This is a genomic window from Aliivibrio sp. S10_S31 (genome assembly GCF_014694495.1).
Classification (GTDB): domain Bacteria; phylum Pseudomonadota; class Gammaproteobacteria; order Enterobacterales; family Vibrionaceae; genus Aliivibrio; species Aliivibrio fischeri.
Window position 1 is genome coordinate 244,736 of the sequence record NZ_JAAUWR010000001.1, and the last position, 13,522, is coordinate 258,257.

Annotated in this window: 15 protein-coding genes and 1 tRNA gene; 4 read left to right on the forward strand and 12 right to left on the reverse strand. The window is 37.2% G+C overall.

All coding sequences use genetic code 11. The features are described 5' to 3' along the window. The first annotated feature begins 51 nt into the window (after positions 1 to 51). Entirely contained in the window at positions 52 to 369 is a 318-nt protein-coding gene (locus HC728_RS01170; RefSeq protein WP_011261616.1) for a hypothetical protein, read from the forward strand. 79 nt (positions 370 to 448) lie between these two features. Here HC728_RS01170 and HC728_RS01175 read toward each other — a convergent pair whose 3' ends face one another. The 8 genes from HC728_RS01175 to HC728_RS01210 all read right to left on the reverse strand — a co-directional run bounded on the left by HC728_RS01175 (position 449) and on the right by HC728_RS01210 (position 6,441). Then, on the reverse strand, positions 449 to 871 hold the full coding sequence (locus tag HC728_RS01175) for a GNAT family N-acetyltransferase (RefSeq protein WP_011261614.1): 423 nt from the start codon (positions 869 to 871) through the stop codon (positions 449 to 451). Positions 872 to 937: 66 nt separating this feature from the next. After that, positions 938 to 1,171 (reverse strand): hypothetical protein, encoded by a 234-nt coding sequence (locus HC728_RS01180; RefSeq protein ID WP_005418671.1) that lies wholly within the window; start codon positions 1,169 to 1,171, stop codon positions 938 to 940. Between the two features lie 130 nt (positions 1,172 to 1,301). Further along, positions 1,302 to 2,762 (reverse strand): glutathione synthase, encoded by a 1,461-nt coding sequence (locus tag HC728_RS01185; protein WP_190395044.1) that lies wholly within the window; start codon positions 2,760 to 2,762, stop codon positions 1,302 to 1,304. A 90-nt stretch (positions 2,763 to 2,852) separates the two neighbouring features. After that, positions 2,853 to 4,211: a GTPase HflX gene (hflX, locus tag HC728_RS01190; RefSeq protein ID WP_065597039.1), complete on the reverse strand. Its 1,359-nt coding sequence runs from the start codon at positions 4,209 to 4,211 to the stop codon at positions 2,853 to 2,855. Between the two features lie 205 nt (positions 4,212 to 4,416). Further along, a complete protein-coding gene (locus HC728_RS01195) occupies positions 4,417 to 5,124 on the reverse strand; it encodes an SDR family oxidoreductase (RefSeq protein WP_065597038.1) in 708 nt (235 codons plus the stop codon). Positions 5,125 to 5,158: 34 nt separating this feature from the next. Further along, entirely contained in the window at positions 5,159 to 5,545 is a 387-nt protein-coding gene (locus tag HC728_RS01200) for a thiol-disulfide oxidoreductase DCC family protein (protein WP_065597037.1), read from the reverse strand. A gap of 177 nt (positions 5,546 to 5,722) precedes the next feature. Then, positions 5,723 to 5,810 (reverse strand) — tRNA-Ser (locus tag HC728_RS01205). A gap of 178 nt (positions 5,811 to 5,988) precedes the next feature. Continuing rightward, positions 5,989 to 6,441, reverse strand: a complete 453-nt coding sequence (locus HC728_RS01210; RefSeq protein ID WP_005418661.1) for an L-alanine exporter AlaE — start codon at positions 6,439 to 6,441, stop codon at positions 5,989 to 5,991. 310 nt (positions 6,442 to 6,751) lie between these two features. Between HC728_RS01210 and HC728_RS01215 the strand changes: the two genes are divergently transcribed. Together HC728_RS01215 and HC728_RS01220 are read left to right on the forward strand one after the other, a co-directional pair. Further along, positions 6,752 to 7,342 carry a UPF0149 family protein gene (locus HC728_RS01215; protein WP_005418660.1) on the forward strand — a complete coding sequence of 197 codons (591 nt, stop codon included), beginning with the start codon at positions 6,752 to 6,754 and terminating at the stop codon, positions 7,340 to 7,342. Between the two features lie 423 nt (positions 7,343 to 7,765). Then, positions 7,766 to 8,305, forward strand: a complete 540-nt coding sequence (locus tag HC728_RS01220; protein WP_065597029.1) for a DUF3332 family protein — start codon at positions 7,766 to 7,768, stop codon at positions 8,303 to 8,305. Between the two features lie 55 nt (positions 8,306 to 8,360). On the opposite strand, the gene HC728_RS01225 is transcribed toward HC728_RS01220, so the two are convergent. Genes HC728_RS01225 through HC728_RS01240 form a run of 4 tightly spaced genes read right to left on the reverse strand, consistent with a single transcriptional unit; the run spans position 8,361 to position 12,240 of the window. Continuing rightward, positions 8,361 to 9,014: a potassium channel family protein gene (locus HC728_RS01225; protein WP_065597028.1), complete on the reverse strand. Its 654-nt coding sequence runs from the start codon at positions 9,012 to 9,014 to the stop codon at positions 8,361 to 8,363. Positions 9,015 to 9,016: 2 nt separating this feature from the next. Next, positions 9,017 to 10,078, reverse strand: coding sequence for an AI-2E family transporter (locus HC728_RS01230; protein ID WP_005418652.1), 1,062 nt, complete (start codon positions 10,076 to 10,078; stop codon positions 9,017 to 9,019). A 25-nt stretch (positions 10,079 to 10,103) separates the two neighbouring features. Further along, positions 10,104 to 11,123: a DUF2955 domain-containing protein gene (locus HC728_RS01235; RefSeq protein WP_190395045.1), complete on the reverse strand. Its 1,020-nt coding sequence runs from the start codon at positions 11,121 to 11,123 to the stop codon at positions 10,104 to 10,106. Next, complete coding sequence (locus HC728_RS01240) at positions 11,113 to 12,240, reverse strand: HlyD family secretion protein (RefSeq protein WP_065621098.1); 1,128 nt, start codon at positions 12,238 to 12,240, stop codon at positions 11,113 to 11,115. Before HC728_RS01240 ends, HC728_RS01235 begins: the two co-directional genes overlap by 11 nt. Positions 12,241 to 12,506: 266 nt before the next feature. On the opposite strand from HC728_RS01240, the gene HC728_RS01245 reads away from it, so the two are divergent. After that, entirely contained in the window at positions 12,507 to 13,514 is a 1,008-nt protein-coding gene (locus HC728_RS01245) for an AraC family transcriptional regulator (RefSeq protein WP_065597024.1), read from the forward strand. Positions 13,515 to 13,522 lie beyond the last annotated feature (8 nt).

Sequence of the window (13,522 nt, forward strand, 5' to 3'; positions counted from 1 at the left end):
TTATTACGGTGCGCGCTACAATGCGCACCTAAATAATTATGAGATATTAAAATGGAAGACGCACAATACGTTGTTGAGTGGGAAGAAAACACCACATTAAATTTTGAAGGTGCTCAATTAGTTTCGGCTTACCACACTTGTGAGGAAGAAGGCGATGAAACTGAACTTGAATTCGGTGAAGGCTGGTTTCAAGGTAAAGATGGTGAAGAATACCGTATTGAAGTTCAAATGGCTCCTTTCCATCCTTATGATGAAGATCCTGTTCGTTTAGCTAACATCACAATTAATGGTGAAATCGTTAAAATTCTGGAAATTGCAGAAACCATTGATGGCGAATTTTTCATTGAACCAAGTGATAGCGATTACTAATACAATCAAATACCAAAAGGCACCGTTTATTTTTATGCGATGCCTTTTTAATATTAATTTATCTACACTGCAAATTATCTTACTTAATCATTTTTTCCATCGACAGGTGTGGAATATCGGCTTCAATAAACTCTTCGCCATAAGGTCGAAATCCCAGTTTTTCATAAAACTGAATCGCGTGTTTTTGAGAGCCTAAATATACACGCTCATAGTTTTGGCTTACCGCTTCTTCTATAAGTGATAATACAATTTTAGAGCCTAAACCTTTAGAGCGATACGCTTTTAAAATCGCAATGCGTCCAATATGGCCATCACTTAAAATGCGTCCAGTTCCAACCGCTTCTCCATCACAATACACAAGCGCATGAACAGCACTTGAGTCTAAACCATCAAATTCAATTTCAGGATCGATCTCTTGCTCTTGAATAAAAACCGAATCTCGAATAGAACGGATTTCCTCTTTTTCTTTATTTATATACGCGACATTTTTTACTTCAAACATGTTTCCGTTCTCTTTATTAACGATTAACTCAATGTACCGAAAGTCACCGTATGAATAAAGTGAAAATCAATAGTTAGACTGTAACGATAAACTTAATAATGTGATAAATAGCCCTATACTCTGAATTGCAAATGGGTATTTGGCATCTTTCCAATGCATACTACAAAAGACAATCGCTATAGGATTGAAAATAATACACAACAACCCCCACACAATACTCTGGCTAAAAGCCTCTAAGACTAGTAAAGCACCGCCAACGAGAAACACCACAACACCGAGCCAAACAAAAATATCAGCCATTAAAAAAACACCTCATTTATTCAATGACCATAAGGTACTTAAATGCATAAACTGAGTGTGAGTCCACAATTGAGACTCGTATTTTTTACGAACTATTTTAATGTTTGGTTCAGTTTGTATTAAGGAAAAATTAATCCACTAAAACCAAAGAGTCTAAAATACCTTTTCCACTATGAATTCCACCTTCATTTTCACTGGCAGGCTTACTACGAATTAAATAACCCGCATAACCATCCAGTTCAGTAACAGGCTTACCATTGTAGTAAGCGGTAAACAGCCCTATTTCACTCACTAAATCATTTACAAGAGTCTGTTCACCATCTCGAACCGCTACCGTTGGTGTATCACGTTCATGAGGATATAAGCGCTGCATTAACGCCCATGCGTCATATTCTGCAGCATCTAATTGATTGAGCTTTTGGGTAATATCATCACCAAAAACGCAATGTCCACCACCTTCACCTTGATTTTTTAATACCCATTCAGACTTATTCGCATTAAGAGTAAACCAATGAATAGTATCGGCATTAATCGGTTTCATATCAGCTAATACGCTTTTAACCAATGATGCTTCATCTATACTCAATCCCCAACGAGCATATTCACTTTCTGGCATCATAGTTAACAACATTTGCATTGATTTGCTGGTCGCTAATTGCTGACTAATGGTTGCGTTTACGGCAACATGATGCTGTTCAATAAATAATCTTGTTTGGCTCAACGTATGGCAACAAATTGACTCATTAAGCTCTGCTGAGAAATAATCCTCATACTGATAGCCTGCACGTAAATAAACCACATCAACAGCACCAACGTTTTCTAGCAATAAGCGTTTATTATCACCACTAGATAGCTGAGTTCTTAATTGTTCAAACGTTCTTCGAACCGTTCGAACACCTTGCTTTTGGAGTTCAACTTCCAACAAATGTTGGTCATACACGTTATCTTCATTCTTTTGTACAACCATCAAGAATGTCGGTTTGCTTTCATTACCAAAATGCGCATTTACCGATTTCGCTGCCGCTGCAATACCATATGCAAGTTGTTCTAAACCTTGATTTTCAGCAGGCACAGTCGATGCATCTTCAATCCATTGGTGATACGTATTTGGCCATTGCTGTTTCATAAACGCATGAAGCTCTGCCGCTCGTTGGCCAAAAGGCCCCATGCCAGCTGCAATACCATTAAATTCAATGACTTTTGCACCGTGTTGACGGTCATCCATAAAATCAGTTCGCATCAATAATAACGGCTGACGCTCAGCAACAAGTTTATTATGAGCGTCACCATGCAGTTGTTGATGTAATGACATTAATAAACCAAAGAACGGATCAGCTTTTGCCATATCACTTAATGATAATTGGAGAAAATCATGATCTTCAGAAACGTTATGGATTAATTTAGTGATCAGCGGAGTCACTCCCAACAAATGTTGATATACATCACGCTCGATACTCATAGGGGCTATACTAAATGGACAATGTCTTGCCGTATTATCTGCTTGTCTGAATGCTACCCCATGCATGATTGCCCATTCACATGCATCTTCAATGATTTGTTGAGAAACCAACGATTTTTTTTCTGTATTCATATGATCATTTGGATAAATATAAACCAAGACTCAAACAATGAGTGCCTTATTATTTTTTATAAAACGCATATTACAACTTTGAGCTTATGATTACTCACTGTCGTTATTGCTTGATAAATTCGACATCAGCTTTTTTAATCTTGCTAAATCAATTGCACTAGAACGCACTGTTAACTTCGTATGATCATAATCATATTCTTCACTCACCACACTCATGCTTGAGCGGATCTCTCCCATTATGCCTTTTGCATCATAAGGAACAATGAGTTCTTCTTCGATCATCCCTTTCTCTGAAGCGTTAACAATGTATTTATGCAATTTAGCTACATCAAGTGGATTACGAGTTGATGTCATCATTGCATCAGGAAACTCTTCCATTAATGCTTGTTGCTGCTCAGGAGTCAGTTGATCAGATTTATTTAAAACTAATAACTTATCAATGCCATCAACACCCACTTCACCAAGTACCTCATGTACAACATCAAGCTGAGTTCTAAAGGTTGGATCTGAGGCATCTACTACATACAGTAATAATGAAGCATCGTGCGCTTCTGCTAACGTTGAGTGGAAAGAAGCGACCAAATCATGTGGTAATTTTTTTATGAACCCTACGGTATCTGAAACAAGAATTCGAGGTTGAGTTTCTGGATACAGCGCACGCACTGTTGTATCTAGTGTTGCAAACAACTTATTCTCAACCAGTACTTCACTGCCTGTTAATGCACGCATCATTGAAGATTTACCAGCATTGGTATAACCCACTAAAGCAACACAAAACAGTTCAGAACGCTGAGCTCGTCGTCCCTTCAGTTCATCTTGAACACTGTCTAACTCTCGACGTAATTCAGCTAATTGATCACGAACTTTACGACGGTCCAGCTCTAAACTTGTCTCACCTGAACCTTTACCCATTTGGCGTTCACTGTCACCGATTGAAGATTCTCTCAATCTTGGTGCGACATAATTCAGGCGAGCCATCTCAACTTGAAGACGAGCGGTACGTGTACGAGCATGACGACTGAATATTTCAATGATAATACCCGTGCGATCGTATACCTGAACACCAAGTTGATTCTCAACATTACGCAGTTGAGATGGACTTAAATCACAATCAAAGACAACAACATCAGCACAACCAAATGGTAAGTTCTCTGAAGGAATATCATCAAAATCAGTTTCATCAAAGAAATCTTCGGTATCAGCATCCGTCCCCTCTCCTTGATTGCCTGTGATGTGTGCGATCTCTGCCAATTTACCAGCACCTAGCACACTCATCTTTTGCGTAGAGGTTTGCTTTTGAGATTGCGTTCCGACAACTTTAAAGCCTAATGTTGTCACCAAGCGAGCAAGTTCAGCCAAGGATTGTTTGGCTTCCTCACCTTTAAATTGTGGTGTACAAATAGAAATAAGTAAGGCGTTATTAAGCAGCGGTTTTTCGGTTAGTTTCATGATTTTATCTTAAAGCACCGGAGTGCAAGCCTGATTTTAGCTAAAGTTAGTCTAATCCTACGCTGTTATTAAGAAGCTTGATAGGTAAATAGAAATTAAATAAAGAATAATCTTTTCGTTGATGAGAACTCACAGATATAACACTGTAAACGTAGACTGAGTAAAGCATGGTGATATATCGCTCTGTTGCAAAGTAACTGATTTATTACCAAGGTAAACTTTCGCCATTATAAGCCAAAAACTTACCACTCTCTTGAGGTAAACTAGATTCCATCAACCCAATAAGATCACAGGCCACTTTTTCTGGTGAAAATAATTTATCTTGCGGGACATTTGCTTGAAATGGCTTAGACAATGCAGTGTCTGTAGTTCCTGGGTGAAGAGCTAATACCACACCATTCTTCACACTCCTTCTCCATTCAATTGACATGGTTTTAATGAACATATTTAACGCTGCTTTTGATGCTCTATAGCTATACCATCCCCCCAATTCATTGTCTGAAATGCTACCTACTCTCGCAGAAATAACGGCAAATTTAGGGTGATTCGTACTTTTAAGTTTTGGGGTTAAATATTTGGCTAATAATAACGTTGGTAATGTATTTGCCAATATTATTTGCTGAAAATAAGCACTATCTAATGCGTCTAAATTTTTCTCAGGCCCTTTATCTGATGTATGTAGCATACCAACACAATTAATAACCCAATCGATATCATCAAATAATTCACTGAATAATTTCACTTCATCATCATGGCTAACATCGACTTGATACCAGCTCACTCTTTCATGCTGAAACCGTGGTTTAGTTCGACGATAAGTCGCATGGATGTGAGCATCTGAATACTGAGTAAGGCACTCTTTTATCATCGCAAAACCTATACCACCGTTTCCTCCAACAATGAGTATATTCATCATGATTCCTCGTAAAGCTCTGTCACATCACAATCTATTTTGAGCAACTGGTTTTATTACAACGAGACACTCCCGTTAACCAATAGGACACTCGATAACGATTTTTAGCAAAGTGTAGATAGCACCAATCTGCGAACACCTTAATTCCCGGCCATCTGAGAGGAGCATAAAGCCAACCTTTACCCACTAGTTTCCATGCGAGATACGTTACATCTAACCCGAGAATCAGCTCACCTTTCTGGTTTAATGCATGTAAAACCGTATTTGCAGCCTTTGGGTCAATATTAGGGTATTCAGAAAATGCTTCACTATAAATATCAATGGTTTTTATCACATTGTTTTTGTCTTGCTGTTTGAGTGCTCTCATCTCTTTTGCACACAATGGACAAGTTCCATCATAAAAAACGGTTAACTGATACATATGTACCTCTATGTTTAAGTTGTATAAGTTATACGTTAGGAATGACTTTTCAGATCAAGAGAGGATTTAATATTAAGCCAAATAAATAGTCAGATAATTTTGCAGAAAAATGGATAAGAATAATATGTAGGCTATACATACGAAAAAGCCCCAGCATTTCTGCTAGGGCTTAGAATGTGGCGGTGAGTGAGAGATTCGAACTCTCGGTACGTTGCCGTACACACACTTTCCAGGCGTGCTCCTTCAGCCACTCGGACAACTCACCGAATTGTTGTTCTTTTTGAAACAACGAGCGCTAATTTAATGATTTAGCCTCTAGGGGTCAAGGAGTTTCTTGCAGAATCTCAATTGGTTGCTTCATTTTTACACGTCTTGCTCGTGTTATAAACAAAAAAGCCAGCATAATTATATGCTGGCTCTATCTATAATATAAAAGTTTATACTTACGCTTGTGGTGTGTAGTAACCAGGAACTTTAAATGCTTTACGGCAAGCATCTAAAAAGTAACCATAAAACACACCCATTACACATGAGACAACAACGTTACTTGAAACCGCAGTAATGATTTGCTCTGGTGTTGCCCCCACGACTAATAAAATCATGGCGTAAGCTGGCGACTGGAATGTCACATACGCAACTAAGTCTGCAATATTCTTCATGAATTTACTCGGTGATATACGAGCACCTTGACGAAGCATAAAATCACGAAAAACCCCATAAGGCCATGCGATTGCGATGTTAACTGGTATGGAAAGAGTTCGAGAAGCCAACGACTGCTCAAATGTCATTCCTGAAATTAATATTTCAATAAACATGCCCGTAATAAAACAAAAAACCACCATTGCAAATGTATCAGCCGCAGCATTGCGGATATTAAATGGCCCTTTCTTAGACATTAACTTACTCTCTCCAACACACAAATATCAGACTAATAGACTAGATGATGAAATACATCCAGTGGAATGAACTAGACAGGTAGGCCTGACTAGCAATTATGGCTATTAGACCACAATGTATACAGAATTAGATACTGAAGTTGAAACTATGTAGTAAATTTACAGCTACTTTTACGTTCAAAATCAGTTTGATCAACTACTTGGCAGTATAGGTAATAAAATTACATACAAAATTGCTACATAATTTCATTTCAGACAAGGCAAAAACTTCTTGGTACAATAGTAAAAAATTGAATGGAATGAGAACACTATGTCTTTATCACTTACGACAATTCTTTCAAACCCTGAATTAGAAAATAAACTGCTTACTGAAGCGCAAACTCAAGGTTTTATTGCCGCTATGGCAGCAGCCCCTAATCTGATTAATCCAAATGAATGGTTAGCTTTTTTATGGGGTGGTGAAGAAACTTCTCCATTTACTAATGCAGAAGATCTAGAAGCTTATGCGAACATCGTTGTTAACTTATGGAATGATTATCGTGAAGCGTTTTTATCTGGCACATGGCAATGGCCTGAAGAGTGTAAATTAGATGATGAAGAAATCGTTACTTCTGAAACTCGTCAATTTTCAGAAGGTCTATTACAAGGCTGGCAACTAACTCGTGATGATTGGGAAACCTTAATGCCAGAAGAAAGTGAAAACAACGCCTTACTTGGTGGTGTATTACTTTCTATTAGCATGCTTTTTGACCCAGAGACGGCGCTATCTGCATTAGAAGAACAAGGTATCGAAGGTTTAGGCGAATTCACTGAAATTTACAATGCTGTACCTATGATGCTATCAGGATTAACCATGCGTGGTTATGAACTTGCAGAAGCAGAAGCAAGTCGCGACGAATAAATAAAGTCCAAAAATAAAATTACAAAAATGGCGACCAATATGGTCGCCATTTTTATATCCGCAATACCCTACCTCTTATAAATAATCGGCTTATCGATTAAATACCTGCCATGGCGCAAAGTGGTAAATATCATTTTTATTTCAACGTATCATTCACTTCATCAAATAACACTCACTCGGAATTGGATGCCATTTATTTTTGGAACTAAACCATGATATTAAGCGACTTTAAACACACCGATATATTTCAAATTTTAAAAGTCTCTAAAGAACTCATTATTTCAATAACAAAATTTACGATTAAGTTAAGTCTATTTGCATTTCGTCTTTTAGCTTGGACTGCCAAATCTACTTATAACTACGTTATGAAATAAAACATTAAACTCACAAGTAAATTTACTTATTAACAATTGGAATTTTAAAATGAAACGTATCTTTGTAAAAACAGCTGGCATTATCCTTCTTGCATCAACATTAACAGGCTGTATTGGGAGTAATGCTGTTACCGGAAAAGTAATGAAATTTAATGTAGAGGTTGTAGATAATCGATATGCGAGAGCTGGTGTTAACTTACTTCTTGCTCCAGTGTATGGCATTACCAGTGCTGTTGATTACACTCTATTTAACTCATTAGAATTCTGGACAGGAACAAACCCTTTAAACGGTAATTCACATATTTTTGATTCAAAAGTAGACACACAGTTTAAAGTAAATGACGAATTAGACCCATCATTAAGAAATGCGCCTATCGCACCAATTACGAATAATAGAAAGATTAAAACAGGTGAAATGAAAGCCATTGATGAAAATACCATTCAAATGGATATCGTATATAACAATGGCGATACCGGCATTCTGACAGGCGTTCGTGATGGTGAAAAAGTTAATTACTATATTGATGATGAACTTGTATCACAGACCACAATATCTCAATTAAAAACACTTAAAGAAGAAAGTGTTTAATTAATAACTAAGCCCCGTAACCTATATAAATTAATACGGGGCTTTATCATTAACTTTAACGAGATTGACTTAAGTGACTACTCACTAAGCTTGCAACCATTATCGCCAAATAGAACCCACCTAAGATTGATTCAATAAAAACAAAGAATCTTGGAATAGACAATATTGGTGAAATATCACCATAACCCACAGTGGTTAATGTGATAAAACTGAAATATATTGCATCAAACAGATTATCCATCCAAGGTTTAGGCTCTATTCCATTAAATGAATCAGGAAAAAGCTCTATTTGAATGAGATAAATAATTGCCCAAGAAACGCCTAATAATAAATAAACACAAATGGAACCCACAATTTGATTACGGCTGACATTATCAGGCAACATTACCTGCTTTAAAGCGGTATAAGTATGAGACAATAAAAAAAATAAGAGTGCCCCTAAGGTAATCAAAGACAGATCATACCCTTCTAAGAAAGACAATCCTCCAGATATTGAAGCGATACTTAATAAAAAACCATACCAGGTTCTATACAGTGCTTGCTTACGATTGACACCAACAATAGACACTGCCAAACAAATAATGATCAAAGCTAATACGGTTTTCTGTCCACCACTGAAGAGTTGCTGCATAACAGCACTCATAAATAGCAAGCCCAGTAGTGCAAAAAACAAAAAATAGAAATTATCGTCGGCAGACACTTTTTTCATTGTTATTTCCCTGCCGATTCGTTATCTAGCCAAACCATAAATAATTGATAAGTTAAACTTAGAATTACTGCACCGACAAATAAACCAACAATACCTGACATTGCCATTCCACCTAACGCCCCAAGTAAAATAACCAGCATCGGCGTCTCTGAACCACGGCTAAGTAGCATTGGTTTTAATATCGCATCACTACCGCTAACTACAATACACCATATAAGAAAAAGAACGGCAGTTGTTGTGGTATCAACACTAAAGACATAAAGAATGACGGGAAGTAGAGCAAGAATGGGTGGGAGTTGAATAATAGCAATAAGCATAACAAGCAGCATCCATAACCCAATGGCCGGAACACCAACGAAAGCCATACCTAAGCCCGCCATTACCGATTGAATCACAGCGACCCCAATAACACCTTGAACAACACTTCTTACGGTTGTTTTAGATAAGGTTGTTAATGCCTCACCATGTTCACCCGTTAAGCGATTTGCGACTAATACAAAAGCACGTTCACACTTATCTGCATTTGCCATAAAAGCGCCAGCAATAATGGTCGAAATAATAAACTGAATAAAGCCGCCACCTAATGAACCAACAATCGACGCCAGTTTACCAACAATGGTTTTCACCTCTTCCCCATACTTAAGTAAAACACTTTCTAAGTTTGAAGAGGCATGAATACCAAAAGCATACGCCTTATCGCCAATTAATGGCCACTCTTTAACGTTTATGCTGGGTTTAGGTATGGATATAGTGCCACTTTGATAGCCTGCCACTAATTCTGAACCACTGGTATATAACCCCGTAGAAAGTGCAACTAAAGGAATAACCAGAAGAACCACACCAATAAAGGCTAAACCTGCGCTAACCTTACCTTTTGAAATTCCAAATTTATTATGCCCCCAAGTGACGATTGGGTATAAAGCGGTGGCGATGATCCCTCCCCACACAACCAACAGCATAAATGGTTTTAAAATAGAAAAGCACCAAAACACCAAAATAGCGATCGCTGATATTTTAATAAATGCGTCTATTGCCTTATTCGAAAAATCATTTTCTAATTTCATAAACAATCCTTGTTCGTAATGAAAACTATGGCTGCATTTTTAAAAACGCCCATTGTCGTGTTTCTAAAAAGAAAGAAACGATAATCATATAAATACCAATCATAAACAGTTGAAAGATACGTATAAACATATTGCTATCGATATCACCAGAACTCATTAATGTGCTTCCTAACAATACAAGTACAGTACTAAAAGCCGTAGCATAAACTGGAGCTTTTGCTGGTTTTGTATAGATTTGAGTTGCCATTATCAAAGCAATTAATGAAATAAATAGCGTATAAAATAAAATATTAGGTGCAAGGCTTAACACAGAAAAAACACCGATAGCCAAAGCACCACCAATACTATTAGTGATAATCAAAAATGCGCTCAATTTAACTGATTTTTCCCCTGTAATCATTAAAGATAACAAGGCGATAAACATCATAGTTAATAGAGCCTCTGATATTTGAAAAATGAAGAAAAAGCAAACGACGGGAAACGAAATAATCATCGCTCTAAATGCTGCATACCATCGTTGTTGCTTGAACAATGGTGAAGGTTGATACCCAGAAAAAGAGGATTCTTTCTCAGGAAAATAAATATGAACTAAAGCAAAAATGATAACAGCCACAACCCCCGAACTTGCTAAACCTGTCGCAAGAAAAACCGACATACCCGGATTAGATATCGACATAAACGGAAGCATTAATATGGCAATAATCAATATGGTTGCAAACAAATTCCATTTAGGATCCGTAAATAAATAGTATCCCCACAACATCATAATCCCGACCAAAATAAGCATTGGAATTGGGTATTGAGTTATCCCATTTGATAGCAACAGACCAAGCACCATGGTAACGACCATAGCGATGGTTAATTCATATAATGTTTCTTTATTTAACTCAGGTTTATCAATCAGAAACTTAGCCACAAAAACAGGGGCAACGAAGGCTAATGGCCAATCTATTAGTGCAGCAAGAAACACGGCAAGACCTACCCCTACCGTGTATCTCAGTATCTTAGTTTGAATTCGAGTATCTTCAATGACGTTATCTGACATAAGACATCAAGCTCACAAAGCGGATCCACAGTTTGCCTATCGTATTAAAAATAACGTTATCACCACTATACACAATTACATCCGCTTGCCCGCCGATACGCAATTGCCCTGTTGTTTGTGAATGATCAAACTCAATGGCAATAGGTAGCATCTGAGTTTGGCGTAACCATCCAGTTTGATTATTCGCTTGAGCTAATTTACCCGCTTGATTGCTTTGACCCCAATCAACGCCCCAATCAACACTGCTTACCGTACCTTGAATCACTTTACCAGGAGCAAAATCCAATGCGATTTCAACTTTATCGCCTAGTTGAATATTTCCTAAGCTATTTTCTCTAAAATACGCTTCAATCCAAATACTTTCCGTTGAAACAAACGTCATAATTGGCTGACCAGCAGAAGCATAAAACCCTTCAGATAAACTAAAATTAGACACTCCGCCATCGGTAGGCGCTTTAATTTCCGTTCTCTCTAAATTAATTTGAGCTTGCTCTAATGCCAACAACGCAGCTTTAATCTGACTGTTTTCAGCACCATCAGCACCCAATTGTTTCTTCGATTTTTCGAGATCAGCTTGAGCATTAACAACATTCGCTTTTGCTGTAGCTAATGCCGCTCGTGCTTTATCTGCATCAGCTTTAGATACAACACCACGCTCTGCCATTTCAAGAATACGATTAGATTGAAGTCGAGTGTTTTCCAATTCAACATTCGCACTGGTTAATCTTGCCTGAGATGAAGCAATCACCGCAGTTTGAGCGCCTACATTTTGCCCTGCAATTTCTAAACTTTGCTCTGCTTGCTTTAATGCGATTTCATAATCAACAGGATTTAATTTAGCAAGTACATCGCCTTCTTTAATTAGTTGATTGGGTTGAACTAAAATATCTAAAACTTGCCCAGAGACTTCAGGCTTTATAGGAACGACATAGCCCTTTACTCGGGCATTATCGGTTAAAGGAATAATTCGGTCAGAAATAATGCTAAATAACAGCAGAGCAGCAACCGTAATTAACAAATAATTCGTAATTTTTCGAACCTTATTTTTTTTAGGTGCGTTATTTTCTTGTGAGGTATTTTCACTCTCTTCTTTTGGTGCTTTTATTTCTTCTGTCATACCGTTACCTACCGCTATTGGAATCCATTCCTAAACTATATTTATAGTCTCTATTTGAAAAAAATCGAGAAACTTATATAGAAAATACTTATTATTTAATTAGTTATTTATATAAGATCTAATACTCATCAATATACAACAGTACAGCAATATTGTGTTATGCGTCGCAAATTGAACTAAAAGATAAAAATACCAGCAAATAGAGAATGATTACTTACCATTTTACGCCAATACTTATTATTCGTTTTACATAGAATGAGTTATTTATGTCATCTTCTAACACAGCACCATTACCTATGATCCGTACGGGTTATACAAAAATTCTTATTGATGTGTTTGCAAAGCACGGAATAAATATTCAAGAACTGTTACGTGACTCTGGACTGCCTCCAGATCTGTTTAATACCGATAAAGATTATTTACCAACAGAACCCGTAAAACGTTTGATCTATTTACTCTCATCTCAAGTTGGTATTAACAATTTTAGTGAGCTTTTACGGCTAGCTTTCCGACAACGCATTATTCCGCAAATACTCAAACAATTTAGTGAAGCGGTTACCGTTAAAGAAGCGCTTGAAAAAGCGAGCGATGTATTTAAAAGTGACTCACCGGGAAGTTCAATTTCATTTGAAGAAGAATACAATAAACATTGGTTTTGTCGATCTACACCTTATGAAAACAGCGTTTACTTTTTGTGGAGTGAAGTGTTTGCCGTTTTATATATCATAGAACTCATTCAGGCATTAACCAAAACGAATTGGTTCCCTCAACAAATCCGAATTCAACACAACGATGCCGACGCTTTATTGTCTTCATTAAATAGCAAGACCCAATTGTTTATTGGTCAGCATACTACAGCCGTTTTGATTGATGACGATATACTGCACAAAGAAATCCATATATCGCATTCCGATACCGAACAAAAGCAGCCATTAGTTGAATGGCACTCTAGCTTTAGTGACAGTGTATTTACCGCTTTACTACCTTATGTGAGAGAGCATTCTTTAACGGTTAATCAAGCTGCAAAACTGCTAAATATGACCTCAAGAACATTTCAACGACGCTTAAAAGAAGAACGTACATCATTTAGACAAATAAAAGAAAGCCTTATACTATCTGCCTCTTGTGAACTCATGGAAGAGGGGCATTCGCTAACCCATATATCAAACCAACTTGGTTATAATAATATCTCGCATTTTTCACGAGCATTTAAACGGATCAGCGGATTAACCCCTAAGTTATATAAGAAAACCATTCTTGGTCTACAAAATTAACAACTCAT

Coding starts and splice junctions, on each gene's coding strand:
- HC728_RS01170 (WP_011261616.1), top strand. CDS start 52: ATGGAAGACGCACAATACGTTGTTGAGTGGGAAGAAAACACCACATTA.
- HC728_RS01235 (WP_190395045.1), bottom strand. CDS start 11,123: ATGTCAGATAACGTCATTGAAGATACTCGAATTCAAACTAAGATACTG.
- HC728_RS01180 (WP_005418671.1), bottom strand. CDS start 1,171: ATGGCTGATATTTTTGTTTGGCTCGGTGTTGTGGTGTTTCTCGTTGGC.
- HC728_RS01175 (WP_011261614.1), bottom strand. CDS start 871: ATGTTTGAAGTAAAAAATGTCGCGTATATAAATAAAGAAAAAGAGGAA.
- HC728_RS01240 (WP_065621098.1), bottom strand. CDS start 12,240: ATGACAGAAGAAATAAAAGCACCAAAAGAAGAGAGTGAAAATACCTCA.
- HC728_RS01185 (WP_190395044.1), bottom strand. CDS start 2,762: ATGAATACAGAAAAAAAATCGTTGGTTTCTCAACAAATCATTGAAGAT.
- HC728_RS01245 (WP_065597024.1), top strand. CDS start 12,507: ATGTCATCTTCTAACACAGCACCATTACCTATGATCCGTACGGGTTAT.
- HC728_RS01200 (WP_065597037.1), bottom strand. CDS start 5,545: ATGTATCAGTTAACCGTTTTTTATGATGGAACTTGTCCATTGTGTGCA.
- hflX (WP_065597039.1), bottom strand. CDS start 4,211: ATGAAACTAACCGAAAAACCGCTGCTTAATAACGCCTTACTTATTTCT.
- HC728_RS01195 (WP_065597038.1), bottom strand. CDS start 5,124: ATGAATATACTCATTGTTGGAGGAAACGGTGGTATAGGTTTTGCGATG.
- HC728_RS01215 (WP_005418660.1), top strand. CDS start 6,752: ATGTCTTTATCACTTACGACAATTCTTTCAAACCCTGAATTAGAAAAT.
- HC728_RS01230 (WP_005418652.1), bottom strand. CDS start 10,078: ATGAAATTAGAAAATGATTTTTCGAATAAGGCAATAGACGCATTTATT.
- HC728_RS01220 (WP_065597029.1), top strand. CDS start 7,766: ATGAAACGTATCTTTGTAAAAACAGCTGGCATTATCCTTCTTGCATCA.
- HC728_RS01225 (WP_065597028.1), bottom strand. CDS start 9,014: ATGAAAAAAGTGTCTGCCGACGATAATTTCTATTTTTTGTTTTTTGCA.
- HC728_RS01210 (WP_005418661.1), bottom strand. CDS start 6,441: ATGTCTAAGAAAGGGCCATTTAATATCCGCAATGCTGCGGCTGATACA.